Raw genomic sequence first — 25,348 nt, forward strand, 5'->3', positions numbered from 1 at the left:
CTGGTCTCCTTCGAAACAGCGTAGGACGTGGCGACTTCAAGCGCAACAGGCGGGCTTGCTCTTTTGCTAGCCTGACGCTCATAAAGGGAGAAACAGAGAGGACACAAGTAGATGGTCGACAAAGCTGCTATAGCACGACAGTTTATTGAGGCCATTCCGCATGCCAAAGCTTTGGGTTTGACACTCACCAAAATGGGTAATGGCGAGGCCGAGATTTCGATGCCCTACAAGGCCGAACTGATCGGTGATCCACGCACGGGTGTGATCCATGGCGGGGCGGTTTTTGCCCTGCTTGACACCTGCTGCGGTTCCGCGGTCATGTGCCATCCTTCTTCGCCCGGCGCCACCGCGACAATAGATCTGCGGATAGACTACATGCGCCCGGCGACGCCAGGACAGAGCATTACGACACATGCTGTCTGTTATCACATCACCAGAAACGTGGCCTTTGTCCGCGCAACTGCGATGGATGAGGACAAGGACCTGCCCGTGGCAACCGCCACCGGTTCATTCACAGTGGAGAGCCGATGATGTCACGACCTCGGCCCGAAGCCATGCAGCTTATCGAACAGCGTCGCGATGCAGCACTGAAGGCAATCGTGGATGGTGTTCCATATATTCAGTTTCTCGGAATCGAATTTGACCGGCGGGGAAATGAGTTGACCGGGGTACTGAACTTTGACCAAAAGCTGATCGGAAACCCGATGCTTCCGGCGCTTCATGGTGGTGTGACGGCTGCCTTTCTGGAAGTAACCGCGGTTATCACCCTGAGTTGGGAGTATTTCTTTCCCCGGATCGAAAACGGCGAATTGGATGCCAGCACGGTCTTTCAAGATGAAACCATCATGTTTCCAAAAACAGTAGATTTTACCGTTGATTACCTGCGATCGGGCTTGCCACGGGATGCCTATGCGCGTGCCTTTGTTCGCCGATTAGGGCGCCGGTATGCGTCGGTTCGTGTCGAAGCGTGGCAGGACAATCATCAGCGACCTTTCGCACAGGCCAGCGGGCATTTTCTGATGCCGCAGTCCAAATCGAAAGCTGAGTAGATTTCCATGCAAGACGCCTCGGCACCAATCACGCACAGGCGCGTGCTTAAAATTGCAGCGCCCATCGTGCTGTCGAATGCCACGGTTCCGATCCTTGGGGCCGTGGATACTGGCGTAGTCGGGCAGATGGGTCTGGCTGCGCCGATTGGGGCTGTTGGGATGGGGGCCGTGATTCTGGCCTCGATCTACTGGATATTCGGCTTTCTGAGGATGGGGACCACCGGCCTGGCGGCGCAGGCGCGCGGGGCGGGTGACACTGCCGAAACCGGTGCGCTGCTGATGCGGGGCATATTGCTGGGCAGTGCGGCAGGTATGGTTTTCATATTGGCCCAGGTCCTTTTGTTCAAAGGGGCTTTTGCCCTTTCCCCCGCCAGCCCCGAGGTTGAGGCGCTGACCCGTGACTATTTGCAGATACGCATCTGGGGTGCGCCGGCAACGATTGCGCTGTTCGCCATCACTGGCTGGTTGATTGCGATGGAACGTACGCGTGGGGTCTTTGTCCTGCAGGTCTGGATGAACGGGCTGAATATTCTCCTGGATCTGTGGTTTGTGCTTGGTCTGGGTTGGGGCGTCGAGGGGGTGGCCATCGCGACGCTCATCGCCGAGTGGAGCGGGCTGGCACTGGGTCTCTGGCTGTGCCGCAGTGCTTTTACTGGGAATCAATGGCGCGACTGGCCGCGGATCTTCGATCCCACGCGCCTGCGCCGGATGATGCAGGTGAATGGCGACATCATGGTCCGTTCGGTACTGCTGACTGGCGCCTTTACCACTTTCCTCTTCGTTGGGTCGGATCTGGGGGATGTTAATCTGGCAGCCAATCAGGTCTTGCTGCAGTTTCTCGAAATTACCGCCTTTGCACTGGATGGGTTCGCCTTTTCCGCCGAAGCACTGGTCGGCGGCGCCATTGGCGCGCGGGATCGGCATCAGGTGCGCCGAGCCGCGGCCATGGCTTCGCAATGGGGGGTAGGGGGTGCATTTGTACTTGGTGCGGTTTTCTATCTGGCCGGGCCAGCTTTGATCGACCTGATGTCAACTGCACCTGAGGTGCGACTAGCCGCACGCGAGTATCTGGTCTGGGCGGCGCTGGCGCCGGTGATCGGTGTGGCAAGCTGGATGTTTGACGGCATCTACATAGGCGCGACCTGGACGCGCGCAATGCGCAATGCGATGATCCATTCGGTTGCGATTTATGTTTTGGCCCTGTTCATATTGGTGCCTGCGCTCGGCAATCACGGCCTTTGGGCCGCGCTGATGATCTTGAATATCGCGCGTGCCTGCACGCTGGGATGGCGATACCCCAAGCTTGAGGCTTTGGTCGCTTAAAGAAGGTCCAGAAGGGATTCAGTAGGGCGACCAATGGCTGCGTTGTCCCCTTTGATTGCAAGCGGACGCTCGATCAAAATCGGATGGGCCGCCATTACTGTGATCAGGTCATCCTGAGCGGTATTCTTGGTTAGGCCCAGTTCCTTGAACAGCTTTTCGCTAGTCCGCATCAGGTCGATGGCGGGGATATCAAGGCGTGTAAGTACGGCCCGGATTTCGTCTGCCGAGGGCGTATCCTCAAGGTATTTGCGAATTTCGACCTGCGCTCCGTTTTCCTCAAGCAAAGCGAGCCCTGCGCGAGACTTAGAGCATCTGGGATTGTGCCAGTATTCGATCATATCCAGTCCTGTCTTTTGCTTCCAACGGCCTGCGCAACGGTTTCAAACCCGTCGCGCGCCAGCAAGTCATCCAAACCTCGCGCGATTTCCGCCGCAAGTGAGATACCACCGAAAACCATCGCGGTGTAAAATTGCACGGCCGAAGCACCGGCGCATATCTTGGCATAGGCCTGTTCTGCTGTGCTGATGCCACCAACACCGATCAACGGAATCTGACCGTCGGTCAAATGGCTAAACCGGGCAAGAACGCGGGTGGATTTTTCGAACAAAGGTGCGCCGGACAGGCCGCCTGCTTCGTCTCTGTGTGCGCTGCGCAACCCATCGCGCGACAAAGTGGTGTTCGAGGCGATGACCGCATCAACGCCCGATTCATGGGCCACTTCGGCGATATCCCGCAGCTCATCCTCGGTCAGATCGGGGGCAATCTTGAGGAATACTGGTAGAGGGCGCATTAGGGTGTTTCGGGTTTCGATCACGCCGCTCAACAGAGCGCTCAGCGCCGCTTTGCCTTGCAAATCCCGCAGCTTTTCAGTGTTCGGAGATGACACGTTGACCGTAGCGAAATCCAGATGCGCCCCACAATGGGCCAGTACCTTGGCAAAGTCGCCGGGTCGATCATCGCTGTCTTTGTTCGCACCAAGGTTCAGTCCGATCACCGCATCCCTGGGGCGCGCCGCCAGACGACGGGCCATGGCCTCCATCCCTTCGTTGTTAAAGCCAAAGCGGTTGATGGCAGCCTGGTCTTCGGTCAGGCGGAATAGGCGCGGCCTGGGATTGCCGGGCTGCGGGCGTGGGGTAACGGCACCGACTTCGATGAACCCAAACCCGGCGCGAGACAGGGGGCCAAGAACCTCTCCGTTCTTGTCGAACCCTGCGGCCAGACCAACCGGATTGGGCAGATCCAGCCCGGCGATTTTGGTCCGCAAACGCGGCGAGGTGACCGGCCCCGGCGCAGGCGTAAGCCCCGCTTTCAGGGCCTTGATCGACAGGGTATGTGCGGTTTCCGGATCCAGCCGGTGCAGGGCAGCCAGCCCCAGCTTTTCAGTCAGTTTCATCCAAACATTTCTCAGCCTTCGGTCGGCGCGCACCGGATCAGGCGAGAGGTCTTCACCGCAGCCTGACGATGCACGACCGCCTGTTTGTAATCAGGGTCGGATATCATTTCCAGAAAGGCATGGGCCGATGGGTAACGCGCGATAAATACCGCGTCCCATAGCTCATCCTTTGGGCCAATCAACGTAGTCTGAAACGCGCCGCGCCAAGTGATCTTTGCCCCAAGGCGGGCAATGATCGGCCCGGTTTCGATCCCATAATTTCGATAAGCCTGAGCGCCCGACAGACCGCTTTTGGCCAGTTCGTGCCCCGATGGATATTCGGCCCGGCTGCGGAACCTCACCAGGTTCAGCATCTCGATCGGGTGGTCACGATCCAGCACCTTGAAGGCTTCGAACTGGGCGCGACCCGGGTCGATATATTCCGTCATTTCATGTCGTCCGGGAAGCGATGCGCGTTGCCGTCAAAGGGCAGGGGGCAGGACCAAGCTATGTCGGTCATGCGGATCTGACGGTAGAGATGCGGAAACAGAGCGCCCCCGCGCGAAACCTCCCACTTCAGTTCCTCGCCCATCGCGTCAGCATCGCAGGCCAACAGCGTCAAACCTTCGGCGCCGGCAAAATGCTTGGCAGCGGTTTCCGCAGCTTGTTCAGCTGTCGAAAAGTGGACAAAACCGTCCGAAACATCAATCGGAGCACCATCCGTGGCGCCATCGGTCTGCAGCGCTGTCCATTCGTTGGCGCGGAAAATCTTGTAAATCAGCATAGAACGGTCATGCCCCGCGCTGCGGCTAGATTCAAGCCGGATTTCCCCCTTTGACTCTTTGCTGAAGGCGGCGCAACATCTTGGCAATTAACAAAGGGAGTTAAAATATGTTCACCCGTTTCCTAGCCTCGGCTGCTGTGCTGGGTTTGACTGCAGGAATGGCCGCCGCCGAATATAAACTGACCATTCTGCACACCAACGACTTTCATTCGCGTATCGAGCCGATCAACAAATATGACAGCGGCTGTAGTTCAGATGACAACGCCGAAGGCAAGTGTTTTGGCGGATCTGCCCGTCTCGTAACAGCAGTGGAAGAAGCCCGCGGGCGTGCCGAAAACTCGATCCTGGTAGATGGCGGCGATCAATTTCAGGGCTCGTTGTTCTATACCTATTACAAGGGCAAGGTCGCGGCCGAGTTCATGAACAAACTGGGCTATAACGCTATGACCGTGGGCAACCACGAATTCGATGATGGCCCGGAAGTCCTGCGCGGCTTTATCGACACGGTTGATTTCCCGGTGCTGATGTCGAACGCGGATTTTTCCGGCGAAGAATTGCTGAACGGCAAGATCAAAAAGTCTACAGTGATCGAAGTCGGCGGAGAAAAAGTCGGCCTTGTTGGCCTGACGCCGGAAGACACGCATGAACTGGCCTCTCCTGGCCCGAACATCACATTCTCGGACCCGGTTCCCGCGGTTCAGGTCGAAGTGGACAAGCTAACCGCGGAAGGCGTGAACAAGATCATCGTTCTCAGCCATTCGGGATATGCTGTCGACCAGCGTGTTGCACAGGAAACGACCGGCGTTGACGTAATCGTAGGTGGGCATTCCAATACATATTTGTCCAACGTTTCTGACAAGGCTGTTGGCCCCTATCCGACAGTGGTCGATGGCGTGCAGATCATTCAGGCCTATGCCTATGGCAAATTCCTGGGCGAGCTGAATGTCACTTTTGATGACGACGGAAATGTTGTCGCGGCGGCTGGCGAGCCGCTGATCATGGACAACAACGTGGCCGAAGATCAGGCCTCGCTGGACCGTATCGCAGAACTGGCCGCTCCTTTGGACGAAATCCGCAATAAGGTCGTGGCCAGCACGTCTGAGGCGATTGAGGGTGACCGTTCGATCTGTCGTGTTCAGGAATGTCAGATGGGCAATTTGGTCGCTGATGCCATGCTTGCGCGGGTTGCTGATCAGGGCGTTCATATCGCGATTGCGAACTCTGGCGGCTTGCGTGCTTCGATTGACCCTGGCGATGTGACCATGGGTGAAGTTCTGACCGTGCTGCCGTTCCAGAATACGCTTTCAACCTTTGAGATCAGCGGACAAGGCATCGTTGACGCGCTTGAAAACGGCGTGAGCCAGGTAGAAGAGGTCAAGGGCCGCTTTCCGCAGGTTGCCGGTCTGACCTTTGTTTGGGACGCATCGGTGGCACCAAACGAAGGGCGCGTATCAGAGGTCATGGTATCCAACGGCGATGGGCTTACCCCGATTGATCCGGCGGCGACTTATCTTGTCGTTACCAATAACTACGTCAGAAATGGCGGTGACGGGTACAGTATGTTCGAAGGCGACGATAAAAATGCCTATGACTTTGGCCCGGATCTGGCGGATGTCACGGCGGAATACCTAGCCGAAAACGCGCCTTACCAGCCTTATCTGGACGGTCGCATCAAGCAAAAGTAAGGCGACCAGAGCGAAACGAAAAGGGCCGCACCTTGGGATGCGGCCCTATTTCATTCAGCTAACCTTCAGCCTTGATCAATGTCGTATTCCGGCCAAAGCCCTGTATCAAAACCCGCAAGCATGGGCTGGATATGTTCCGACACAGATCGCCATCCCCCAATGGATTTGGTTGAGATTTTGTTGCGAACCTGGTCGATACTGGCAGTCCGGACCTGTTTGGTATTCTCTTCCGGATGCATCATCGTCTCGGTCCATTCGAGGTCGCAGAAAGCGGCGATCTGCTTGCTATAGGTTTCGGGGTCCGCGACAAGCTTTTCATATGGAACGGTCAGGATCTTGTCGCCAAAAACAGCATCCCAATGCGCCATATAGCGACGATACAGGTTGGCAGAATGGGCAATGGTCTCAAGATTCGAGGCATAGTTCATGCCACCCGCAGGGAACCGGCGGATCCATTTCGAAAGACCAACATCGCGCGGATCACGCAGCATGTTTATTATCTTGGCGTTTGGGAATGCCGACAACAGGAAGCCGACCCGCTGAAAATTGTGGGGCATCTTGTCAACAAAAGCGGTTGAGCCATCGGGGATCGGCGGCATCAACTCTCGGAACTCTTTGGCATATTTCGCTGCGGCAGTGGAATCGAAGGTCTTGCGATGTTGTGCGTAGTCGCGCGAAAGATCGGCCCCAACCGTCAGTTCGCCGCAGCCAGCAATGTCTGGCGCGGAGCTCAGCATCATTTCCATGAGCGTTGTGCCAGAGCGCGGCTGGCCCAGAACGAAGATCGGAACCGGCTGATCGGTTTGTTCGGACCAAGGAACTCTTCCCCCTACAGGGAACAGGCCAGTGATACGTTCGAACTTCTGTTCTTCCGCCTCTAAATCATAGGGTTTGACATTGTGTTGGATGGCATTGGCACGTGCAAATTGCGGCAGTGCTGCGCCAAGGCTATCGGCTTTTTGGATCAGGTGGGCCTTGGCAAATTCCAGTTCCGACAGCTCGTGTACGCTTTCGGATATCGCTGCTTCTACCGCCTGCATCAGTTTCGGGGCGTCCTCTTTGCTGGACATTGTCGAAAGCTGAAGAAGGGTGGCAACATGGAAAGGTTCTTTGGCGTAGATGCCCTGCAGAATATCGGCGCATCCCTTTTTGTCGCCACTCTGGTGCAGATTTACGGCTTTTTGAAAGGCTATCTTTTCGTTGTCCGGTGCCAATTCATACGCCTTGGTTATATCGCGTGAGTTGTGCTCGATATAACCGATGCGGCCATAGGCGCGGGCACGAGTCGACAACAGGCTGACATTTTCAGGGTCGCTTTGAAGTTTTTTGGTCACGTGATCAATGATCAGGCGCCAATTCTGTCCTTTCAGCGTAATCTCATCAATGACCCGGTTCAGTTCCTTGCTGGCTGGGAATTTTTCGGCCTTGAGTTCGGCATATTCCAAGGCTTTGGCCATCTGGCCGGTTTGCATAAGAGCATTGGCGAGGTTTTCGACGAATTGCGGATCGTCAGGTTTCATCCGCGCGGCTTCGACAAAATGCGGGATCGACCTTTTATACTGTTTCATCTCGGTCAGAACAAAACCGGAAATGGCATGAAAATCCGAGTCGGTCGGAAACTTTTTTACGCCAAGTTGAGCCTTTTTCAGCGCAGCCTGGAATTTGCCTTCTTCCAGCGCTGCGACAGCTTTGACTTTTAAGGTTTTCGCCGTTTGATTTTGCATATGACCCCGTGAGAACCTGTGCCTGTAGAAAACGATTGTTGAAAGTTCATTACCTATGTGCGGACGGTTTGCAATAACCCTTCCAAATGATGCCATGGCCCAGTTGTTTTCTGCGCGCCCGGCCAATGCTCTGCCTGTTGTCCCGAATTTCAACGTTTGCCCGACATGTCAGGTGCATGTGGTCAGGGCAGGCGAAACCGGGCGTCAGTTGGATGCCTTGCGTTGGGGGTTTTTACCACACTGGTACAAGTCCAAAACTGCTGGGCCATTGTTGATCAATGCCCGCGCCGAAACGCTAGCTGAAAAACCGGCTTTCAGGGCGGCCTGCAGAGAACGCAGATGTCTGATCGTTGCCAGCGGGTTTTATGAATGGACCAAAACCGAGAGCGGAGACCGGCTGCCCTGGTATATTTTCAGAAAAGACGGGGCCCCGATTGCTTTTGGCGGGGTATGGCAAGATTGGGGACCCGAGGGCGACAAGAAGGGAACATGCGCAATCGTTACGACACCAGCGAACCGCAATCTGGGCAGAATTCATCACCGCATGCCCCTGATTGTTGATCCCGAAAACTGGCCGTTATGGTTGGGTGAAATGGGCAAAGGGGCTGCGCGGCTGCTGTCTCCGGGGCAGGAAGATCTTCTTGGCTTTCACCGCGTCGATCGGGGCGTCAATTCCAATCGGGCCAGCGGGCCGGCGCTTGTCGATCCCATCGCCGGTTGACGCCGTGGCTTTCCATCCGTTCCCACGCGCGTTAGATCGTTGACATGGTTCTGAAATTTACCAGCCTTCCGCAATTATATGAGCATGAGTTCGACACGACCATAGACGTGCGCAGCCCGGCTGAATTTGCCGAGGATCATTTGCCGGGCTCAATCAACCTGCCAGTTCTGGATAACGATGAACGCGCGCGCGTCGGGACGATTTATGTCCAGGAAAGCCCGTTTCTGGCCCGCAAACTGGGGGCGGCTTTGGTTTTCAGGAATGCGGCCAATCACATCGAACACAGCCTGTCCCATCATGAAGGAGGATGGCGGCCCCTTGTCTATTGCTGGCGCGGTGGGCAGCGATCAGGCGCGTTTACCTGGATGTTGCAACAGATCGGCTGGCGGGCCGAGGTTGTCGAAGGCGGTTATCGCTCCTATCGCCGCTTGGTAAGCCGGTATCTTTATGACGATCCGTTGCCGTTTCAATTCGTCCTTCTGGATGGGTATACGGGCACAGCAAAGACCGAGCTGCTTACACACCTTCAGGAACGTGGTGTCCAGGTTCTGGATCTCGAAGGGCTTGCCAATCACCGGGGGTCGTTGCTGGGGGCAATGCCGGGCGGACAACCCAGTCAAAAGGCATTCGAATCCGCGCTGGCCGCAGAACTTTGTGGTTTTGCCCCCACCCGTCCCGTCGTAGTCGAAGCGGAATCGTCCAAAATCGGCTCTTTGATCCTGCCGCCGAGGCTTTGGTCCGCCATGTGTGCGGCCGTGCGTATTCAGATTGACGCCCCGATAGAAGCGCGCGCGGAATATCTGGTCTCGGCATATGACGATGTCCTCAGCGATGCCGAGCGGTTGAAAGATCTCCTGTCGCCGCTGAGGTCTCACCGTGGGCATGAGGTGGTGGATGGGTGGTTTGCGCTGATTGACGGCGGTAACAAGTTGGCCCTTACACGGTCACTTATGGAACAGCATTACGACCCGGCTTATGCCAAGTCGGCGCGCGTACACAGCGCCGAAATTGTAGCCTCGATCCAGGTGCCCTCGCTGGCAAGTACCGGTCTGAAAGAGGTCGCTGTGCGGGTCGAACAGGTCCTGGATCAGCTCTGAAGTTTTACACCCGGCGTATCGTCGATCATGCCGATGATTGCTGCCGGATATCCAGCCGCATGTAGGTCTGCACACAGGCCTGGCGCGTCATCGGCTTGGACAGCGGCCAATAGCCCTCCGGCGGTTTGAGGATCGAAAAGAAGATCAGCCTTGGGTCCGTTGGCGAGTTCAGGCGCGATGGCGCGGTTGTCCTCGAAGATCGTGGACCGAACACCGCTTGCGCTGAGCTCTACGGCCCCGGCCATCACGGGAACCGCATCCAGAGCAATTACCGCACCGCAGCCAGAGGCACCGCAAATACCTTGCAGATGCCCTGCCAGACCAAACCCGGTCACATCGGTCATCGCATGGGCGCTGAACAGAATGCGCGCGGCTTCGCCCTGCGGCTGAACCATGTGGCGGAACGCCTCTGCGACCCAGATGCCATTGGCCAAACCGGCCATTTCGGCGGCCATGATCACGCCGCTGCCAATCGGCTTGGTCAGGATCAAAGCGTCGCCCTTGCGGGCCCCGGACAAGATGATCGGGTCGTTTTCGCACAGGCCGGTCAGAGTGAACCCGATGGTCATCTCATCCCCCATCGAACTGTGGCCTCCGACGATTTCGGCCCCGGTTGCGCGGATGACGTCACTAGCGGTGGCCATGATTTCTGACATGGTACGTTGTTGCAGTGCGGGTGACATCCGAGGCAGAATAATCGTCGCGGTGGCGGCCTGCGGTGCCGCACCCATCGCCCAGATATCACCTAATGCGTGAATGGCCGTGATCCGTGTCATCAAAACCGGATCATTGGTAAAGCTGCGCAAATGGTCCGAGGTTATCACCTGCCGCGCGCCGCCGGTGAGAAGCAAAGCCGCATCGTCACCTGAAAGCGGTATTACGTCTTGCCGATCGGGGGGCGGTAAATCAGACAGAACACTGCGCAAAGCGCGACGCCCAATCTTTGCGCCGCACCCACCGCACATGGGCTTTTCACCCAGGACTTCGGGCACGCCCAAAGCGTGGTCGCGGGGCAACTCTGCTGCTTTCATCTGGGGCAGATTCCGGAACTTATTCATGAAATTCTGGTCGATATGGTTCTTCCATTTCCACATCAACGGACCACTGAGCGAGGCTCCCAATCGCTCGGCCAATGCGGATTTCCCACCCAGCGATATCAGCTTGAGGTAATCTTTTTGCGGATGATAGGGGCGCATCTTTCCGGCACCCAGCGAGGCCCGAAGATTGCCATAAAGAATCGGGGCTTCTCGGACGGCATAGACACCTGCTTTTGGTCTGGGGTTTTCTGACAGATGGGCACAATCGCCGACTGCGAACACAAAAGGATTGCTGGACTGCAGCCTGCTATTCACCGTGATATATCCATCGTGAAGATCCAGCCCGGACTGCGCCATCCAACCATAGGGTTTGGCCCCCGCCGCCCCCGTCACGAATTCAGCTGCAATCTGGCGCCCGTCCTCCAACCGGATGTGATCCGCATGAATTTCGACGATGGCGGCCTGTTCGATCACGTCGATGCCAAGGTCAGCCATCGCATTGCGAATGATCGAGGCCGCCTTTGCGCCAATCGCGGTCAGGGCCTGAGCATTGTCGATCAGGGTCAATCGGGCGCTGCGGTTTGCGGAACGCAAAGCGTGCGCCATCGCCATGATCAACTCGACCCCGGCAACACCACCGCCGATCACGGCGACCGAGGCGGCGCCTGCACCAGATTGGTACTCGGCCCACCTGGCGGCAAAAGACCCTAACGGTTTTGCGGGGACCGCATGGTCGGAAAATCCAGGTAGGGCCGGCATGTCGGATGTAATGCCAACATTAACCGAGGTTACATCATAGGCGACGGGCGGTCGGCCGGGCACATGTACCTCTTGCCGGTCAGGGTCTAACCCTTCGACGGCACCCAATATCACCCGTGCCCCCGCAAAGCGAGCCAGGCGCACCAGATCAATATCCAGGTCACCCCGGCGATAATGACCGGCAACGAAACCGGGCAGCATCCCTGAATAGGGGGCTGAAGGCGCGGGGTTGATGACCGTCAGGCGCGCGCCAGGCAGAGGGTTCATCCCCCATTTTCGCAACACCAGCGCGTGCGTATGACCGCCGCCGATAAGAACCAGATCGCGGGTCAGGGGTAACGGAGGTCTATGCATAGGTATCAGGTGTTTCTGTGATCAGGAACGTCTTCGACTTGTTCGACCGCATGTGTGGCCCAGATTTTGTCCTCACCCGCGTCCGGCAGATCCTGGGGCTTTTCATGGCGGTGAATATGCCATTTGGCAATAAACAGGGCCGTGATCGGAGCAGTCAGGAACAGAAACAGCGTGATCAGCAGCTCGTGCAGAGACAGATGATGTTCGATCAATACGGAATGGATGATTGAGGCGATCAGAACGCCACCCACCCCAAGCGTTGTCGCTTTGGTGGGAGCGTGAAGCCTGGACATCGGGTCCTTTAGCTTGATCATCCCGTACGATCCGACAAAACCAAATATGCCTGAAACAACCAGGAAGAAGGCGACCAGGAATTCAAAGATTACCGACATGTCGCCCTCACTCGATGATATTGCCGCGCAGCATAAAGCGCGCGTAGGCAACGGTTGAGACAAAGCCGAGCATTGCGATGATCATGGCGGCCTCGAAGAAAATCTCGGTCCCCAGAAACAGCCCGTAAAGCACCATAAGGGCGATGGTGTTGATCACCATCGTGTCCAGCGCCAGAACCCGGGTGCCCACTCCATCGGCCGTAATGATCCGCCACAGGCACATCATGATGGCTGCGCCGAAACAGGCAAAGGCAAAGTAGATTGCTAGCTCGATCATTCGAAAATCTCCTTTAGCCTGCGCTCGTATCGTTGCTTGATCTGATCCCGTACTTCGTCCGGGTTTGGCGCATCGAGGCAGTGTACCAGTAAGTTGTGACCCTGCGCTGACAGATCGCAACTGACGGTGCCGGGGGTCATGGTGATTGTCCCGGCCAGAACCGTAATCGCTTCGGGTGTGCGCAGTTCCAGCGGAATGCAGACCCAGTTCGGTTCACGGTCGGAATCCCGTTTGAACAGGATGATCCTGGCAACTGTCATATTGGCGACAACAATGTCCCATAGAACCACCAATATGTATTCGGTGATCATCGGCCAATTCCGAAGAACGGGCCGGTCTGGCCAATACGGCTGTGTGACGAAGGGGATGATAATCCCCAGCACAAGGCCAAACACCAGTGAATTCAGCGATGGTGTGTTTGCCAGCAAAATCCACACAACCGTCAGCAGGAAAGTCAGATGCGGGTGCGGGAATATCCGGTGAAGCAGTTTTTTCATTCTTCCACCCCTAACACGGCCGAGATGTAATTCTCGGGTGCAAACAACTGTTCCGCTGTGCTGGTAGCGTAGTTCATTGCAGGCCCGGCAAACAATGTCAGCATGACCAGACCGATGATCAAAGCAAATACCGACGTAAAGGCCAACCCGGGCGAAGGTTCCGGGGCTGCCTGAAAGGCGGTCTCGCCGTCAGTTGTATCGGCTTGGTCGGTGGTCAAGCTGGCGTCATGGCTTTTCCAAAAGATCAAAGTTCCGGCGCGGGCCAGTCCTACTATAGTTACAAATGAGCCGATCAATACCACAGCCCAGACCGTATTTGCGTCTGGTGCATCTCGCGCGGCGTCCAGGACCAGCAGTTTGCCAATGAACCCGGAAAGGGGCGGCATCCCGGCCAAAGCAATCGCACCAATAAAGAACAGCGCGGAAATCAGTCCGGTCTGTGCCATTGGGTGCTTTGGGGCAATTGCGCCTCCGCGCCGCTCGATCACCAGATCAGCAATCAGGAACAACAGTGCCGTCGCCAGTGTCGAATGATAAATATAGAACAAAGCGGCAGCAGTGGCCGTTTCGGTGAACAGGGAAATTGCGATCAGCAGGGTACCCATTGACGCGATGGCGCAAAAAGCCACAAGGCGCGCGATGTGTCGTGAGCCCAATATGCCGATTGTACCAACCGCCAAAGTTACCAAAGCGGCAGGTTGCAGCCAGTTGATCACAAGATCATGCGCAACCAAAACCTCGGGGCCAAAGCCAAGCGTGTACATGCGCAAGATCGAGTACGCTCCGACCTTTGTCATGATCGCAAACAGCGCGGCAACTGGCATAGGAGCATTCGCATAGCTGGCCGGTAGCCAGAAGTGCAGCGGCAGAACTGCAGCCTTAATGCAGAATACCAGCAGCAACAGGGCAGCACCCACTCTTATCAGAGCGGTGTCTTCGAGCGGAAGCTCGGCAATCCGTACAGCCATATCCGCCATGTTCAGCGTGCCGGTCACTGAATAGAGCGTGCCAAGGGCAAACAAAAACAGCGTTGAGCCCAAAAGGTTGTAGGCGACATATTGCACGCCTGCCTTGAGCCGAACGGCTCCACCGCCGTGCGTCATCAAACCGTAGGACGCGATCAGCAATACCTCGAAGAACACGAACAGGTTAAAGGCGTCACCTGTCAGAAAGGCACCGCATACGCCCATAAGCTGAAAGTGGAACAAGGGATGAAAGTGCTTGCCGCGTGCATCCCATCCGGAGGCAATCGCATAAAGCACTATCGGAAGGGCTAAAAGCGCGGTCAGCAAGACCATCATGGCAGATAACCGATCCAGCACCAGCACGATTCCAAAGGGCGCTGGCCAGTTGCCCAACTCATAGACCAGAATGTCTCCACCTGCGGCCTGTGCGGTGATTGTCAGGGCGATGCCAAGCAGTGCCACGACACCGGCGACCGAGAATATGCGCTGCAAATCAAGGTGGTATCGCAGGACCATGATGATGAACGGAGCCAGAATCGCGGGCAGGACGACTGGCGCAACGATCCAATGGTTCATGCGTCTTCTCCCGGCGCGTCCGTATTGTCATGCGCGGCCATGTCGATGTGGTCATCCTTGGCCGACAGGTAAGCCGAAAGCGAGATCATCACGATCACCGCAGTCATCCCGAATGAAATCACGATGGCGGTCAGCACCAGGGCCTGCGGCAAGGGATCGGTATAGGCGACCTCTTCATATTTGTTCAGAACCGGCGGCGCGTCCAAAGCCAGCCGCCCGGTGGCAAACAAAAAGACGTTCACCGCATAGGTCAGTAGAGACAGTCCCAGAATGACTGGAAAAGTCCGGCGACGCAGGATCAGGAAAATCCCGGCGGCGGTCATCACGCCAACCGCAGAGGCTACGAGCGCTTCCATCAGACCTGCTCCTTTTCTTCTTGTTCTTCTTCGGCCGGATCGTCCCGCAGCGGGTTGATATCCATTGGGAATTCCTGCGCCATGCCGGGCTGCCAGGCCAAGCGGGACAGGCTATCCAGTGCCAGCATCACCGCGCCCAAAACCGCAAGGAACACTCCAGTATCGAACAGCATGGCGGTTGCCCATTCAAACTCTTCCAGCGGCGGCCACGTCAGATATCCGAAATCACTGGTCAGGAAGGGACGTTCATTGAACCATGCGCCAATTCCAGTTGCTGCGGCGATCAGAACGCCCCAGCCGATTGTGCCGTGATAATAGAACCGTTGCCGTTCGATGGCCCAGGTATAGCCGCTGGCCATATATTGCATCAGATAGGCGATGGCGACGACCAGACCGGCGATGAACCCTCCTCCTGGTTGGTTATGGCCGCGGAAAAAGATATAGGCCCCGACCATCAGCGCGATCGGCATCATCACTCTTGTCGCCACGACCATCATCAACGGATGAGAGTCACCCGATTGCGGCCAGTGCGGTTTACGGTTCAGCAAATACCCCCGGACATTGGTTTCCAGAACCGCCTCGGTCAGGGCAAAGATGATCAGGGCGGCAATGCCCAGAACGATGATTTCGCCGAAGGTATCAAAGCCACGGAAATCCACCAGGATCACGTTGACCACATTGGTGCCTCCGCCGCCCTTATACGAGTTGGCCAGATGGAATTCGGAAATGCTCGGGAAACCGAAATCCCGCAGCATCAACGCGTAGATCAACGCACCTGATCCGATGCCTGCCACGACCGAAATTGCCGCATCCCGCCAACGCCGCGCCGCGCTGCTGTCCCAGGGTGTGTCCGTGGGCAGGAAGTTAAGTGACAACAACAGCAGGATCATCGTCACTACCTCGACAGAAATCTGTGTCAGGGCAAGGTCGGGTGCGGACAGATAGTTGAAGGCCATCGAGACGATCAGGCCCACGACCCCGATCAGCACCAAGGACAACAGCCGGTTGCGGTGAAACCACATGATGGCCAGCGTCGCGGCAATCAGGCAGATCCAGCCAATGAACGGAATGATCTGAACGGGTAGGGGCGTGCGTGTTTCAACGCCAATAGATCCGGTGGCGAATGCATAATATCCCAGCCCAACCGTAAAGACGATCAGGATGGCCGCATACCGGCTGAGAACCCCGTTATGCAGAGTATCTGTGACCCAGCGGCTGGTTGTCGTAAGCGCAGCGATCACTGCGTCAAAAATGGTCTTCGCCTCGGGTCTGGGCAGCGCATTCCAGATAAACTCACCGCGCCGATGCTGTCTCAGCAAGGCCAGGCCACCCAGTGTCGCGAACGCGGACATATACAGGGCAGGCGTAAACCCGTGCCAGAGTTTCAGCGAATAATAGGGCAGCTTCTCGCCCCCGATTACCGCACTTGAAACAACCGCCACCAGCGGACCTACGATGGCGTTGGAATAAAGACCGATCAGGACGACAAGCACGACCAGGAAAGCGGGTGCAAGCCAAAGCCCGGCCGGCGGGTCATGTGGATGGGTTGGGTAATCGTCGCGTACTGGACCAAGGAACACGTGTCCAACAAAGCGGAACGAATAGGCTGCAGAGAACAAGGCCGCCAGCAGCGCCAGTCCGGGCACAAGATAATGCGAATGCAGCCAGGTTGTGTGGACCGTTTCCTCCAGCATCATCTCCTTGGACAGAAACCCGTTCAGCGGAGGTAGACCGGCCATGGAAAGTGCGGCAATCGTCCCGATGGTGAAGGTGATGGGCATCAAATGGCGCAATCCGCCCAGTCGCTTGATGTCGCGGGTCCCGGCCTCGTGATCCACGATCCCGGCGGTCATGAACAGGGCTGCTTTGAACGTCGCATGGTTGATGATGTGGAAGATGGCAGCAACGGCGGCGATCTTGGTTCCAAACCCCAGCAGCATGGTTATCAGTCCCAGATGCGACACGGTCGAAAACGCCAGCAGCGCCTTGAGATCGTCTTTGAACAGGGCGATGCAGGCCCCGATCAGCATGGTTACCAGGCCGGTTGTGGCCACAATGTAGAACCACGCATCAGTCCCCGCCAGAACGGGCCACATGCGGGCCATCAGGAACAACCCTGCCTTCACCATCGTGGCCGAGTGCAGATAGGCTGATACTGGCGTAGGGGCGGCCATCGCGTGTGGCAGCCAGAAATGGAAGGGAAACTGTGCCGATTTGGTGAAACACCCCAGCAAAATCAGGATCAGCGCTGGCATGTAATAGGGTGAAGACTGGATCAGCTCTTTGTTCTGGAGAATGACGCTTAGGTCATAAGAGCCAACGATATTGCCCAGGATTAGCATCCCCGCAATCATCGCCAAGCCGCCAGAGCCGGTCACAGCCAGCGCCATACGTGCGCCCTGTCGCCCCTCGGGGAGGTGTTTCCAATATCCGATCAAAAGGAATGAACTAAGCGAGGTAAGTTCCCAGAATATCAGCAAAAGCAGGATATTGTCCGACAGAACAATTCCCACCATCGCGCCCTGAAACAGCAGCAAATAGGTGTAAAACTGCCCCATCGGGTCTTCGCGCGAGAGATAGAACCGGGCGTAGAGGATGATCAGCAAACCGATGCCAAGGATCAGCAGCGCGAACAGAAACCCAAGGCCGTCCAACATGAAATTGGCGTTTAGGCCCAGTGCCGGAATCCAGTCGAACCGGGCGGTAACGACCCCGCCGCGCATCACGGTTGGGATGTGAATCAACAGCCCCATCAGCGCCAGGAAAGTGGTCAAACCAGCGGCCGAGGCTGCTGCATTTCGTCCAGCCCGGATCAAAAGGGCTGGGAATACAGCTCCGAGGAAGGGAAGGGCCGCGATGAGGAATAGGGACAACTGCGATACTCCGGTCTGGGCGGTCAAAAGTGCTATTGATTTTGTAAGGATAATTCGCGGAGTGTCCAGCGATTGCAAGCCATTCTGCCTGTTCAGGGGCCCCAAGGCAGAGGTTGGGGCGATGACACGAACTTGAACAGGCAGGTTAATTTCGACGCGGAACTGGATAAGCTGCTGTGATACATAGGACCGCATCGGATCAGGAGGGATTACAGTGGCAGCCGAGGCAAACCGGACACGGCGAAAGGTTCTGCTGTTTTGTGCTGCTGCTGTTCTGGGCGGTTTTGCAATCCGCGAATACCGCCTGATCCCGCAGAGCTATGCGGGCGGTCGGATCAGTGTCGGGGATGCGCATCAGCAAGCTAGGCTTGGAGATATATTTTTGGTGGACATCCGTACCCCACGCGAATGGGATGCCTCGGGCGTGGGCGAAGGCGCGCATCCCCTAGACATGCGTCGCGATGATTTTGATGAGGCGCTGCTGCAGATTGTCGGCGGAGACCACGATGCCCCAATCGCCCTGATCTGCGCGCGCGGTGTGCGCTCGGCCCGGCTGAGCAACCAGCTGTCCGAGGCGGGGTTCGCAAATATCATCGACGTGCCCGAGGGTATGTTAGGCTCAGCAGCAGGGCCGGGCTGGGTCCGGGCAGGCCTGCCGGTTCAACACTATGATGGGAAAGCAGAATGATCCGAAGCTTGTTTCTGTCGGTCGGGATGGCAGTGATCGCGAATGCAGGAATGGCCGCCTGTGTCGATCAGGAAGACATGTGCGAAACGCCGTCGGGCGGGTACCATATCGAACTTCCCGAAACCGAAAACCCACCGCTGGTGGTGTTTCTGCACGGTTATGGCGGGACTGCAACCGGAACGCTGAAGAACCGCAGTATGGTTGATCCTCTGCTTGCTCGCGGATATGCGGTTATGGCACCGGAGGGGTCCGAGCGTAACGGCCGCCAAAGCTGGAATTTCTTCCCGGGTTGGGAGGGGCGTGACGAAACGGCTTTTCTGCGCGAGGTGGTTCAGGATGCGTCGGACCGGTTCGGGGTCGATGATGACCGCGTCGTGTTGGGCGGGTTTTCTGCGGGGGCCTTCATGGTCTATTACCTCGCCTGCGCGGCGCCGGATACGTTTTCGGCCTATGCTCCGGTTTCAGGTGGGTTTTGGCGACCGCATCCCGAGGCCTGTGATGGCCCGGTGCGCATGTTTCACACCCATGGCTGGACCGACAATGTAGTCCCGCTGGAAGGGCGCCTTTTGGGCGGCGGTCGATTCCATCAGGGCGATATCTTTGCCGGTCTGGAAATCTGGCGGGCCGCAAACGAATGCGCCGATACCAAACCCAGCGGATTTTCCACGACCGGGCAATTCATGCGCCGCAGATGGACCGGATGCGCCGATGGCGCGATGTTGGAATTCGCACTTTTCCCCGGTGGTCACAACGTGCCGCAGGGATGGTCGGATATGATGGTAGAGTGGTACGAGGGCCTGCCGGGTGGTTGATCACTCGGCAGGAGTCATGACGGTTTTGCCTTCGACCAGGCGCTTCAATTCATCCCTGTGGAGACGGGCGGACCGGGTGATTGCCGGTTCCTGAACATCTTCTTTCATTCCGACCATGCGCCGCGCCGGTGAGGTTGAAACGCCGCTGAGTGCGGAAAGCGGGATGGCAAAGGCCAGGCTTATGGCAATCGGAGCCAGCCAGATTGACACCAGACCCGATAGGATGCCGGCGCCCAAGGCTATACCGCTGATAGTTTCCAGCGTGTGACATAAGATCAGCGTCCGCAGGCCATAGCTGCCACCATCCCGCGCCTGGGGAGACCAGCCTTTTTGAATACCAAGAATTGTCCGGAAGACGGCGATCATCTGTTGCACCATAAGGATCGGGGCATAGAGGATCGACAGGATAACCTCTGAGAGGAACGAGGTCATGAATTTGCCCGCGCCACCGAAATCCGCATAGCGCACACCGCTGAGGGGCAGGGCGAGCACGCCCAGCACCTTGGGAGCCAGTAACATGGCATACATGACTAGAATGATCAGCACGTGGCGGGTCTCGGACATCTCGGGCCATTGCGGGAATAGCGGATTGTCGGGGCTGAAATAATGCAGGACTGAGGCATCCTCACCCTGACCGATCAGCGCCCACATCACCAGCAGTGCAAACCACAGCGGCGACATCAGATATCCGACTGCTCCATGGAACATGTGGAACCGCGACACAGCGCGGAATCCGGTTGAGCCCAGCAACTTCAGGTGTTGCAAATTGCCCTGACACCAGCGCCGGTCACGCAACGCGTGGTCGATCAGCGTTGGTGGGGTTTCTTCATAGGATCCTCGGATGCGCGGTAGGAACCGCACGCCCCATCCGGCGCGACGCATGAGGCCGGCCTCGACGAAATCGTGGCTCATGATCAGTTGTTCCTGACCATTCATTGCGCGCAGTCTTGGCAGCCCCGCGCAGTTGGCAAAAGCCTTGGTGCGGATGATCGCGTTATGGCCCCAATAGTTACCTTCCTGACCACACCAGCGGGCCAGACCTTCGGCGAAGGCGATACCATAAACACCATTGGCAAATTGCTGCATCCGGGCAAAAACCGACTGAGCGCCAATTAACTGAGGGTAACTCTGGATCAGGCCCGCACCGGGGTCGCGCGCCAGAGAATCCGTCAGGCGCAGGATGGCGCGGCCGGTCATCAGGCTGTCGGCATCCAGCACGAGCATCGCATCCCAATCCGCACCCCAACGGCTGACCCAATCTGCGATATTTCCGACCTTGCGGTCTGTGTTCTGTTCTCGCCGGCGGTAATACAGTTCCAGTCCCGGCGCGAGGGTGGTGCGCAACGCTTCGACGCTGGCTTGTTCCTGTGCCGCGATCTCGGGGTCGCGCGTGTCAGAGAGGATGAACATCGCATAGTGGTGCTGACCATCCCGCGCGCGCAGGTCTTCCAGCATGGTGCGGGCGTTGCCCAGCACGTTCCAGGGTACTTCATTATAGACCGGCATAAGAAGCGCGACGCGCAGCGCCTGTGGGCGGCCCTGACGTTTGGGCTGTTCCTGCCGCGACAGGGAAATCATACCCAACAACACGGTGCAGACCGTGAAAGAGATCCAGAAAAAGTTGAATGAGATCAGAGCCAACAGAATCGCTTCGATCAGATTGATCCCTTCGGCTCCGAACCAGTCGGTCATGACCCACAGCATGCCCAGCGTAGCCGCCATTGCAGGCGAGAACGCCAGCGCACGCCAGAATCCCGCAGATGCCTGCCTGCTGCGGGGCGCCTGAGCGTCACGGAACCCAGCGCTGAAATTCTGCTCCGGCATCGCCAGGGGTGCCTCAGGCGGCATGATATGCAGATCGTTGCTCATGATGTCCAACGATACAGCCAGACTTCGGAGGCAGGCTGCTTGTCTTTCAGCAACTGCGCACGCAGTTCCACATGGTTCCGGTCTCCCGGCTCGAAGGAAAAGGCCAACCGCAGGCCGCCAGTATCGGGGTTGCGCTGCAGGACGCCTTCCGAGGTCTCTGCATGGGGCGAGTCCACAAAGATCGTCATCGCCTCAGGTTCGTCGAATAGCTCGCTGGCCTCAAAGTCGATCACAGCCAGACGGCCCTCGCCAAATGTATTGTCACCCATCGCGGTGTTGATCACACGCGGCATCGGGGTGCGCTGTGGTTCTTCACCCCAGATCAGGCGGTAGGACAGGTCCACCTGGCTCCCGGCCGCATAGGGCTCCATCGGACGCCAATAGGCGACGATATTGTCGTAGATTTCCTGATCGGCAGGGATCTCGACCAGAGTGACCGCGCCTTTGCCCCAATCGCCAGTTGGCTCGACCCAGAGGCCGGGGCGTTTGTGGTAACTCGCCTCAAGATCGGCATAATCCGAGAACGCCCGTTTGCGCTGCATCAGGCCAAACCCGCGCGGGTTCATGTCGACAAAGGACGAGAACTGCAGGCGGGTCGGGTTTGCCAGAGGCCGCCACAGGACCTCGCCAGCGCCGTTGCGGATCAGCAGCCCGTCGCTGTCATGCACAGCAGGGCGGAAATCGTCGAAACGGCTGTGATTGGTCTGGTCAAACAGGAACATCGACGTGCCGGGTGCAATGCCGACATGGGTCAACTCGGTGCGTGGGAACAGCGTCGCCTCAACCTCCATAACGCAATCCGCGCCGGCCGTGACGTTGAACCGATAGGCACCGGTCACGCTGGGGCTGTCCATCAGGGCATGAACCACCATGTTGCGCTGACCGGGCTTGGGACGTTCCAGCCAGAAACGGATGAATTCAGGGAATTCCTCACCATCCGGATCGCCGGTTTTCAGCGCCAGCCCCCGGGCCGACAGTCCGTAGACCTCGTGAAGGCCGATCGCCCGGAAATAACTGGCGCCCTGAAACACACAGAACTCATCGGTTTTTCCGGGGCGGTGCATTTCAGTCCGCAGGCGCAGGCCCGAAAAACCCAGCGTGTCGTCGACGGGCAACTGAGGAACCTCGGTCGACTTGTCAAACATCGACAGATCGAAGGCTACGGGTTTGGCCATGCCGTCTTCCACAGTCGACACCTGAACCGTGCGGGGGAAATAAAGCCCAGGGGTGAAGAAATCGACGTTGAACGGCGTCTCGGTCTCGTACCACATCGCACGATCCAGGCGGAACCGGATCGAGCGGTATTGCTCATAGGTCAGGTCCTGCCATTCCTGAGGGACCATCTCGCGCTCGGCAAAGGGCTTTGCGGCCAACGCGCGGGCCAGCGCGATCACGTCACTGCGGTCAAACGGGACCTCTCCGCCCACGGCAAAGGTGGCCGGGGCGAAGGCAAGCGCCGAAGTCGTGGCCAGAAATGCGCGACGTGTGAATTTCATTTCTTTGATTTCCAGGGTTGTGACTTAAACCACGCGGCCAAATAGGCCACGCTGATGATCATGGCAAAGCCAATCATATTAGCGACAAAGACAGTGGCAAAATCCCGCCCAAACAAATCGAGCCCAACGCCGATAAGTCGTGCTGCTGCCATGGAAAATACGAATACGGCAAGTGATTGCTGACCCACTTTGGTGACCAGGGTCAGCACGATTTGCCAAGCTTTGGCGCCTGCGCTCTGACCGGTTGCGATCAGGCGGTGTCCATGCTCGCCAGCAGCGACCCAGCCCAGATAGGCCAGCGACAGGAAATGCATGTAGCGAAACAGACCGAAATCGGTCTTGTCGCGGAATTCCTTCGTGATGGGCCAGACTTTGCGGATTTCATCGGCCAAGTCCGGGGCTGCGGCATTCACCCATGTGAACACTTTCCACGACCCGAAAGGCATTGAAAAGATCAGGAACAGCGCCGCTGCCCAGATCAACGTTTTTGACACCGGAGGGGCCGGGATCCAACCGCGCATGAATGCAAAGCCTGTAAAGAAAAGCAACTGCCAGCCAAAAGGATTAAAGAACCACTGACGATCCGACCAGGGCTCGGCAGGCAGGTCCAGAACGTCGGTCTGCGCCACGAGCCAGATAGCAACGGATGTGGCTGCAACCGCCCAGAATCCGATGCGGGACAGGCCCATGAACAGCGGCATCATTGCAAGTACCACCAGATACATGGGTAGAATGTCGAAATAATTCGGCACGTAGGTCAGGGTGAACAGGCCGACGATCTGCGGCGCAGGATCATTGAAGAAATGCTGCAGGTTCAGGGACGAGATGTAGTTCTTCTCAAACAGGCCTGTTTGATTCAGCGCAGCCATTGTCATCGCGACAAAGAAGAACAGGCCGATATGCGCCCAGTAAACCTGCCAGATCCGGTATGATACCCGCGCAGTGCCCATCCACCAGCCCTTGCGCAGGAACGCGCCGCCAAAGGCGATGGCCGAGGCCATGCCCGAACAAAAAACAAAAATCTCGGTTGCATCCGAAAAACCAAACCGGGCAGGGATCCACTTGGCCCAAGGGTCGTTGGGAATATGCGCAATCAGGATGATGAACATCGCAATTCCGCGATAGAAATCCAGACGCGGGTCGCGCGTACTAACAGGGGCGGCCGAGGTGGCTGCCACAGGTGCAAAATCAGAAGCGGGCGATAGAGTCGCCATACGAGTTCTGTCCTTCTTCAGTCTTTTTGTTTTGTTATTCTGCCGGAACGCTTTGTGCGTCTTGGTTATCGCGAGCCGCGTCGATCAATGCGCGGCGCGCCATAGCATAATTGTCCTCACCCCCGGCCCGCTTGGCACGGCGGTCGTCTAGAATGCGCTCGACAGCATCCAAACGGCCGGCACGCAGGCCGGAATCAATAGTGATGCGCTCGAATACATCACGTTGGGCGTGGCTACCACCAGCCAGTTGCATTCCGTCCCGTGCACTCGACAGGAAATCAAATGCTTCGCCGTAAAGGCCGTCGCCAAAAGCCTCAAGCCCTTTGGCTGCGGCAATACCGGGATCCGACATCCGGATCGGAGTGTCGCCCTGATTGCGCTGGGCATCTTTCTGGATGCGCTGCAGCATTTTGCCGGTCGCTTCGGTCCGGTTGTCGCCGGTCAGGGCCAGTAGATAGTGAAGATCGGCGAAGATCAGGCAGCCATCTTCGGTCCGGGCGGCGCTGAGGTCGGCCAGTTCCTCCCAGCGGTTTCCAACTTTGACGCCCTCAAGCTCGAGCCGGGACAAAAGCGACGTGGCATTCGATATGTCACGGTAATCGTCGGTTTTGTCCTGCCGGACATACTGGTCATACAGTTCCATAACCTGATCGACCTGGCCCAGGTCCAGATGCATCAGCGCCTTGTGCCACCAGACATGATAGCGGAAGTTGTTGCAATGCGCCCAGGCATCCTCGCGTCCGGCCAGCCAATCAAGACCTTGCTGCGCATTGCCGGTCATCTCGTGCACATGGGCCACTGCGTGCAGGCCCCAGGCATCATCCGACACCATCCACAGGGCCTGACGTCCGGCGATTTCGGCTTTTTCATAGGCCCCGGTTTCCTCAAGCGCGAAGGAATGGCACCCCAGAAGATATCCGCGACCGGCGTGGTCGGGTTCATAAGCAGGCAGGACACGTTCGATCGACCGTCGCATACCAGCGGCATCTCCCAAGACAAACCGTGTTGCATGGCTGAGTTTCATCGCCAGCGAGTCCTGTGGGTGGAGGCGCAGAATTTCTTCAAACTTCTGGATTGCATGTGAGGGCAGGTCGGACAGGTAAAGGGCCAACGCGTCGACATAAAGCCGCTCGCGCTCAGTTACCGGTTGGCGATCCATAGCGGTGTTGGCAGCATTCAACGCTTCCGCTGCAACTGGCATCATCTCGCGCCGACCCAGCAGGACCAGGAACAGACCTTTGATGGCGTGACCAAGCGCGAAATCGGGCTCAAGCTCTAGCACTTTGCCCAGATGCTGGGGTGTGACAGCTGAATGCGCCATGAAACCAAGCAGAACACCATTCCACGCCTCGACACTGGCCGAATGGCAAAGAGTGTTCATCTGTCCGAAAACATCTTGTTTCATGCGCGGGATCCAATCCATTTGCG

24 protein-coding genes are annotated in these 25,348 nt (G+C 57.4%); 8 read left to right on the top strand and 16 right to left on the bottom strand.

Annotated elements, in window-relative coordinates; all coding sequences use genetic code 11:
• Window positions 1–111: 111 nt before the first annotated feature.
• The 3 genes from AC2FJ5_RS02480 to AC2FJ5_RS02490 are packed head-to-tail and all read left to right on the top strand — an operon-like array spanning window position 112 to window position 2,372.
• A complete protein-coding gene (locus tag AC2FJ5_RS02480) occupies window positions 112–531 on the top strand; it encodes a PaaI family thioesterase (RefSeq protein WP_142632821.1) in 420 nt (139 codons plus the stop codon).
• Window positions 531–1,049, top strand: coding sequence for a PaaI family thioesterase (locus tag AC2FJ5_RS02485; RefSeq protein WP_271948008.1), 519 nt, complete (start codon window positions 531–533; stop codon window positions 1,047–1,049). The genes AC2FJ5_RS02480 and AC2FJ5_RS02485 overlap by 1 nt, the downstream gene beginning before the upstream one ends.
• 6 nt (window positions 1,050–1,055) lie before the next feature.
• Window positions 1,056–2,372 (top strand): MATE family efflux transporter, encoded by a 1,317-nt coding sequence (locus tag AC2FJ5_RS02490; RefSeq protein ID WP_496792357.1) that lies wholly within the window; start codon window positions 1,056–1,058, stop codon window positions 2,370–2,372.
• Here AC2FJ5_RS02490 and arsC read toward each other — a convergent pair.
• From arsC to AC2FJ5_RS02510, 4 genes are read right to left on the bottom strand one after another with little or no spacing between them, the layout of a single operon-like run.
• Entirely contained in the window at window positions 2,369–2,710 is a 342-nt protein-coding gene (arsC, locus tag AC2FJ5_RS02495; RefSeq protein ID WP_496693344.1) for an arsenate reductase (glutaredoxin), read from the bottom strand. The two genes, AC2FJ5_RS02490 and arsC, sit on opposite strands and share 4 nt — an antisense overlap.
• A complete protein-coding gene (locus AC2FJ5_RS02500) occupies window positions 2,707–3,765 on the bottom strand; it encodes a quinone-dependent dihydroorotate dehydrogenase (protein WP_496701470.1) in 1,059 nt (352 codons plus the stop codon). The genes arsC and AC2FJ5_RS02500 overlap by 4 nt, the downstream gene beginning before the upstream one ends.
• A gap of 11 nt (window positions 3,766–3,776) precedes the next feature.
• Window positions 3,777–4,193 (bottom strand): DUF1330 domain-containing protein, encoded by a 417-nt coding sequence (locus AC2FJ5_RS02505; protein WP_496792358.1) that lies wholly within the window; start codon window positions 4,191–4,193, stop codon window positions 3,777–3,779.
• A complete protein-coding gene (locus AC2FJ5_RS02510) occupies window positions 4,190–4,528 on the bottom strand; it encodes a DUF952 domain-containing protein (protein WP_496692441.1) in 339 nt (112 codons plus the stop codon). The genes AC2FJ5_RS02505 and AC2FJ5_RS02510 overlap by 4 nt, the downstream gene beginning before the upstream one ends.
• Before the next feature lie 107 nt (window positions 4,529–4,635).
• On the opposite strand from AC2FJ5_RS02510, the gene AC2FJ5_RS02515 reads away from it, so the two are divergent.
• Window positions 4,636–6,213, top strand: a complete 1,578-nt coding sequence (locus AC2FJ5_RS02515) for a bifunctional metallophosphatase/5'-nucleotidase (protein WP_496792360.1) — start codon at window positions 4,636–4,638, stop codon at window positions 6,211–6,213.
• Window positions 6,214–6,278: 65 nt separating this feature from the next.
• Here the strand turns inward: AC2FJ5_RS02515 and AC2FJ5_RS02520 are convergent, their stop codons facing one another.
• The gene (locus AC2FJ5_RS02520; protein WP_496792361.1) at window positions 6,279–7,937 is read right to left on the bottom strand and encodes a tetratricopeptide repeat-containing sulfotransferase family protein; all 1,659 of its coding nucleotides are present in this window, start codon (window positions 7,935–7,937) and stop codon (window positions 6,279–6,281) included.
• Between the two features lie 55 nt (window positions 7,938–7,992).
• On the opposite strand from AC2FJ5_RS02520, the gene AC2FJ5_RS02525 reads away from it, so the two are divergent.
• Together AC2FJ5_RS02525 and mnmH are read left to right on the top strand one after the other, a co-directional pair.
• Window positions 7,993–8,658, top strand: coding sequence for an SOS response-associated peptidase (locus tag AC2FJ5_RS02525; protein ID WP_496792362.1), 666 nt, complete (start codon window positions 7,993–7,995; stop codon window positions 8,656–8,658).
• 44 nt (window positions 8,659–8,702) lie between these two features.
• Window positions 8,703–9,755, top strand: coding sequence for a tRNA 2-selenouridine(34) synthase MnmH (gene mnmH, locus AC2FJ5_RS02530; protein WP_496792364.1), 1,053 nt, complete (start codon window positions 8,703–8,705; stop codon window positions 9,753–9,755).
• Here the strand turns inward: mnmH and selD are convergent.
• Genes selD through AC2FJ5_RS02565 form a run of 7 tightly spaced genes read right to left on the bottom strand, consistent with a single transcriptional unit; the run spans window position 9,746 to window position 17,841 of the window.
• Complete coding sequence (gene selD, locus AC2FJ5_RS02535) at window positions 9,746–11,905, bottom strand: selenide, water dikinase SelD (protein ID WP_496792366.1); 2,160 nt, start codon at window positions 11,903–11,905, stop codon at window positions 9,746–9,748. The genes mnmH and selD overlap by 10 nt on opposite strands.
• 5 nt (window positions 11,906–11,910) lie before the next feature.
• Window positions 11,911–12,297 carry a Na+/H+ antiporter subunit G gene (locus AC2FJ5_RS02540; RefSeq protein ID WP_142632844.1) on the bottom strand — a complete coding sequence of 129 codons (387 nt, stop codon included), beginning with the start codon at window positions 12,295–12,297 and terminating at the stop codon, window positions 11,911–11,913.
• A 7-nt stretch (window positions 12,298–12,304) separates the two neighbouring features.
• Window positions 12,305–12,574 (bottom strand): K+/H+ antiporter subunit F, encoded by a 270-nt coding sequence (locus AC2FJ5_RS02545; RefSeq protein ID WP_142632846.1) that lies wholly within the window; start codon window positions 12,572–12,574, stop codon window positions 12,305–12,307.
• The gene (locus AC2FJ5_RS02550; RefSeq protein ID WP_496692434.1) at window positions 12,571–13,071 is read right to left on the bottom strand and encodes a Na+/H+ antiporter subunit E; all 501 of its coding nucleotides are present in this window, start codon (window positions 13,069–13,071) and stop codon (window positions 12,571–12,573) included. The genes AC2FJ5_RS02545 and AC2FJ5_RS02550 overlap by 4 nt, the downstream gene beginning before the upstream one ends.
• Window positions 13,068–14,612 (bottom strand): monovalent cation/H+ antiporter subunit D, encoded by a 1,545-nt coding sequence (locus AC2FJ5_RS02555; protein WP_496792368.1) that lies wholly within the window; start codon window positions 14,610–14,612, stop codon window positions 13,068–13,070. Before AC2FJ5_RS02555 ends, AC2FJ5_RS02550 begins: the two co-directional genes overlap by 4 nt.
• The gene (locus AC2FJ5_RS02560; RefSeq protein ID WP_142632852.1) at window positions 14,609–14,968 is read right to left on the bottom strand and encodes a Na+/H+ antiporter subunit C; all 360 of its coding nucleotides are present in this window, start codon (window positions 14,966–14,968) and stop codon (window positions 14,609–14,611) included. Before AC2FJ5_RS02560 ends, AC2FJ5_RS02555 begins: the two co-directional genes overlap by 4 nt.
• Window positions 14,968–17,841 carry a monovalent cation/H+ antiporter subunit A gene (locus tag AC2FJ5_RS02565; RefSeq protein ID WP_496792632.1) on the bottom strand — a complete coding sequence of 958 codons (2,874 nt, stop codon included), beginning with the start codon at window positions 17,839–17,841 and terminating at the stop codon, window positions 14,968–14,970. Before AC2FJ5_RS02565 ends, AC2FJ5_RS02560 begins: the two co-directional genes overlap by 1 nt.
• Before the next feature lie 214 nt (window positions 17,842–18,055).
• On the opposite strand from AC2FJ5_RS02565, the gene AC2FJ5_RS02570 reads away from it, so the two are divergent.
• Together AC2FJ5_RS02570 and AC2FJ5_RS02575 are read left to right on the top strand one after the other, a co-directional pair.
• Window positions 18,056–18,529: a rhodanese-like domain-containing protein gene (locus AC2FJ5_RS02570; protein ID WP_496792370.1), complete on the top strand. Its 474-nt coding sequence runs from the start codon at window positions 18,056–18,058 to the stop codon at window positions 18,527–18,529.
• Window positions 18,526–19,341 (top strand): CE1 family esterase, encoded by an 816-nt coding sequence (locus AC2FJ5_RS02575; protein WP_496792372.1) that lies wholly within the window; start codon window positions 18,526–18,528, stop codon window positions 19,339–19,341. Before AC2FJ5_RS02570 ends, AC2FJ5_RS02575 begins: the two co-directional genes overlap by 4 nt.
• Here the strand turns inward: AC2FJ5_RS02575 and mdoH are convergent, their stop codons facing one another.
• Genes mdoH through AC2FJ5_RS02595 form a run of 4 tightly spaced genes read right to left on the bottom strand, consistent with a single transcriptional unit; the run spans window position 19,342 to window position 25,325 of the window.
• Window positions 19,342–21,210 carry a glucans biosynthesis glucosyltransferase MdoH gene (gene mdoH / locus AC2FJ5_RS02580; RefSeq protein WP_496792373.1) on the bottom strand — a complete coding sequence of 623 codons (1,869 nt, stop codon included), beginning with the start codon at window positions 21,208–21,210 and terminating at the stop codon, window positions 19,342–19,344.
• Window positions 21,207–22,706: an OpgD/OpgG family glucan biosynthesis protein gene (locus AC2FJ5_RS02585; RefSeq protein ID WP_496792375.1), complete on the bottom strand. Its 1,500-nt coding sequence runs from the start codon at window positions 22,704–22,706 to the stop codon at window positions 21,207–21,209. Before AC2FJ5_RS02585 ends, mdoH begins: the two co-directional genes overlap by 4 nt.
• Window positions 22,703–23,920 (bottom strand): OpgC family protein, encoded by a 1,218-nt coding sequence (locus AC2FJ5_RS02590; protein ID WP_281994375.1) that lies wholly within the window; start codon window positions 23,918–23,920, stop codon window positions 22,703–22,705. The genes AC2FJ5_RS02585 and AC2FJ5_RS02590 overlap by 4 nt, the downstream gene beginning before the upstream one ends.
• Before the next feature lie 34 nt (window positions 23,921–23,954).
• Window positions 23,955–25,325 (bottom strand): tetratricopeptide repeat protein, encoded by a 1,371-nt coding sequence (locus AC2FJ5_RS02595; RefSeq protein ID WP_496792377.1) that lies wholly within the window; start codon window positions 25,323–25,325, stop codon window positions 23,955–23,957.
• Window positions 25,326–25,348: the final 23 nt, after the last annotated feature.

This window comes from Ruegeria sp. CDSA221, assembly GCF_059611825.1.